The sequence below is a fragment of the Blastococcus sp. CT_GayMR20 genome (assembly GCF_004570345.1).
In genome coordinates this window covers 1-2,462 of sequence record NZ_SPQM01000276.1, presented here as the reverse complement: position 1 = coordinate 2,462, position 2,462 = coordinate 1, and the positions used below count along the sequence as shown (strand labels likewise).

Annotated in this window: 3 protein-coding genes; all 3 read right to left on the bottom strand. The window is 72.9% G+C overall.

Going from position 1 to position 2,462, the window contains the following annotated elements; all coding sequences use genetic code 11:
- Positions 1–1,587: a DHA2 family efflux MFS transporter permease subunit gene (locus tag E4P40_RS27265; protein ID WP_135161416.1), complete on the bottom strand. Its 1,587-nt coding sequence runs from the start codon at positions 1,585–1,587 to the stop codon at positions 1–3.
- The gene (locus E4P40_RS27260) at positions 1,584–2,093 is read right to left on the bottom strand and encodes a YbjN domain-containing protein (protein WP_209305553.1); all 510 of its coding nucleotides are present in this window, start codon (positions 2,091–2,093) and stop codon (positions 1,584–1,586) included. The genes E4P40_RS27265 and E4P40_RS27260 overlap by 4 nt, the downstream gene beginning before the upstream one ends.
- A partial coding sequence (locus E4P40_RS27255) for a glycosyltransferase (protein WP_135161415.1) occupies positions 2,090–2,462 on the bottom strand: 373 nt, incomplete at its 5' end. The genes E4P40_RS27255 and E4P40_RS27260, both read right to left, overlap by 4 nt.

Here is a 2,462-nt window from a genome sequence, read left to right as displayed (position 1 = left end):
TTACTGGGTGACCGAGGACACCCGCTTCGGCCTGCCCGGCAGCCACGTGAGGACGACGGCCGCGGCGATGACGGCGGCCGCGGCGGTGAACACCGCGGTCAGGTGCATGGCCGAGACGAAGGCCTCGCGCGCGGGGTCGACGAGGCCCGCCGCGGCACGGGCGGGCTCCGGGTTCCCGCCGGCCTGCACCTGGCGGACCGCCTCGAGAGTCCCCACGATCGACTGGCTCGCCTCGGCGCGGGCGCCCGAGGGCAGCGCGTCGACAGCGCCGCCGAGCTGGGCGGAGTACGAGGCGGCCAGCACCGAGCCGAGGATCGCGACCCCGAGCGCCCCCCCGACCTGGCGGACGGAGTTGTTGACCGCGGCCCCCGCCCCGGCCTTCTCGCGGGGCACCACGGACATGATCGACTCGGTCGCCGGTGCCATGACCATGCCCATCCCGGTGCCCTGCACCGAGAGGACCAGGACCAGCAGCCAGACCGGCGTGCTCAGGTCGAGCAGCTGCACTCCCAGGAAGCTCAGGGCGATGAGCCCGAAGCCGGTCGCGCAGACGGCCTTGGCGCCGAACCGCTCGGCCAGGCCGGAGCTGCGCGGCGCCATGACCGCCATGCCGAGGGCGACCGGGATCAGCGCGGCACCGCTCTGCAGCGGGGTGAAGCCGAGGACGCCCTGCAGGTAGTAGACGAGGTAGAAGGTGGCGCCCAGCAGGGCGAAGAAGTTCAGCCCGAGCGCACCGGCGGCAGCCGAGAAGGCCGGGTTGCGGAAGAGGCTGACGTCGAGGGCGGGGTGCGTGGAACGCCGCTGCAGCCAGACGAACAGGGCGAGGAGGACGATGCCGCCCAGCAGTGGCACGAGCACACCCGGCGTCGTCCACCCTGCTCCGGAGCCGCCCCGGATGATGCCGTAGACCAGTCCGGCGAGCGCCGCGATCGACAGGAGCACACCCGGGACGTCGAGCCGGCCGGGCGAGGGGTCGCGCGACTCGGGGACGAACGCCAGGACGGCCCCGATGCCGAGGACCGCGACGGGCACCCCGGTCAGGAAGACCGCACCCCACCAGAAGTGCTCGAGGACGACACCTCCGGCCAGCGGGCCGCCCGCGACCGCGATGCCTGCGGTGCCGGCCCAGACGCCGATGGCCCGCCCGCGTTCACGGGGTGGGAAGACGTTGGTGATGACAGCGAGCGTCGTCGGCTGGACGGCGGCGCCGCCGACGCCCATGACCGCGCGCCACGCGATGAGCTCGATCGGGCTGTCGCTGAGCGCGGCGAACACCGAGCCGACCGCGAAGATGCTCAACCCGATCAGCAGGACGCGCTTGCGGCCGATGCGGTCGCCGATGACGCCCCAGGAGAAGAGCAGGCCGGCGAACACGAGGATGTACGCGTCGACGACCCACTGGAGCTCACCCTGGGTGGCGCCGAGCTCGCGCTGCAGCGTGGGCAGGGCGACGTTGAGGATCGTGTTGCCCATGATCACGACGAGCAGGCACACCGTCATCGTGGCCAGCACCCACCAGCGGCGGACGTAACCGGGCCCGTGCTCGTCGGTGGTGCCGGGCGTGGAGCTCCGGTCGGTGGCGGTCACACCCGACGTTCGGGATCTGCGAAGGCCGCGAAGGCCTCCAGGTTGCGGAGGGACTCCCCGCGCTTGACCCGCCAGTCCCACTCGCGGCGGATCGAGGTGCCGAAGCCGATCTCGAGCATCGCGTTGAAGTGGTCGTCGGCGTAGCTGAGCACCGCGCCCAGGATGCGGTCGATCTCCTCGGGGGTGACGGCGGCGTGCGGCAGGCGCCCGGTGAGGTAGATGTCGCCGACGGCGTCGATCGAGTAGGAGACGCCGTACATCCGGGCGTTGTGCTGCAGGAGGAACGTCCAGAGCTGCTCGCGGTTCTCGTCGGGCTGGCGGCAGACGAACGCCTCCACGCGCAGTGCGTGCTCGCCGACGATCAGGCCGCAGACGGTCTTCAGCTTCTTCGTGCCAGGAAGGTCGACGAGCCACTTCCCGGGCTCGGGGTGCTCGTGGACCAGCTCGTTCTCGCGCAGCGCCCGCTCGATGACGGCGTCCAGCTCGGCGACGACCGGGCTGGTCACCGCGCCACCTGCACACCGGGCAGCGACCGCAGGGGCCCGAGGGTCCGGTGACGCAGGGGCCGCGGCGCACCGGCCATGTCGTCGGCGGCCGACGTGTACGCGGAGACCAGGGCATCGGCCGTGCGGTCCCAGGAGAAGAGCGCGGCGTGGCGACGGGCACCGGCCGACAGCAGTTCCCGGCGGGCGAGCACCGAGCGGACCGCGGTGGCGTAGTCGCGGGGGTCGTGCCCGTCGACGAGGACGCCGGAGACGCCGTTGCGGACCGCCGTCCGCAGGCCGCCCACGGCTGCGGCGACGACGGGCGTGCCGCAGGCCTGCGCCTCGAGGGCTACGAGGCCGAAGGACTCGTTGTGGCTGGGGACGACGGCG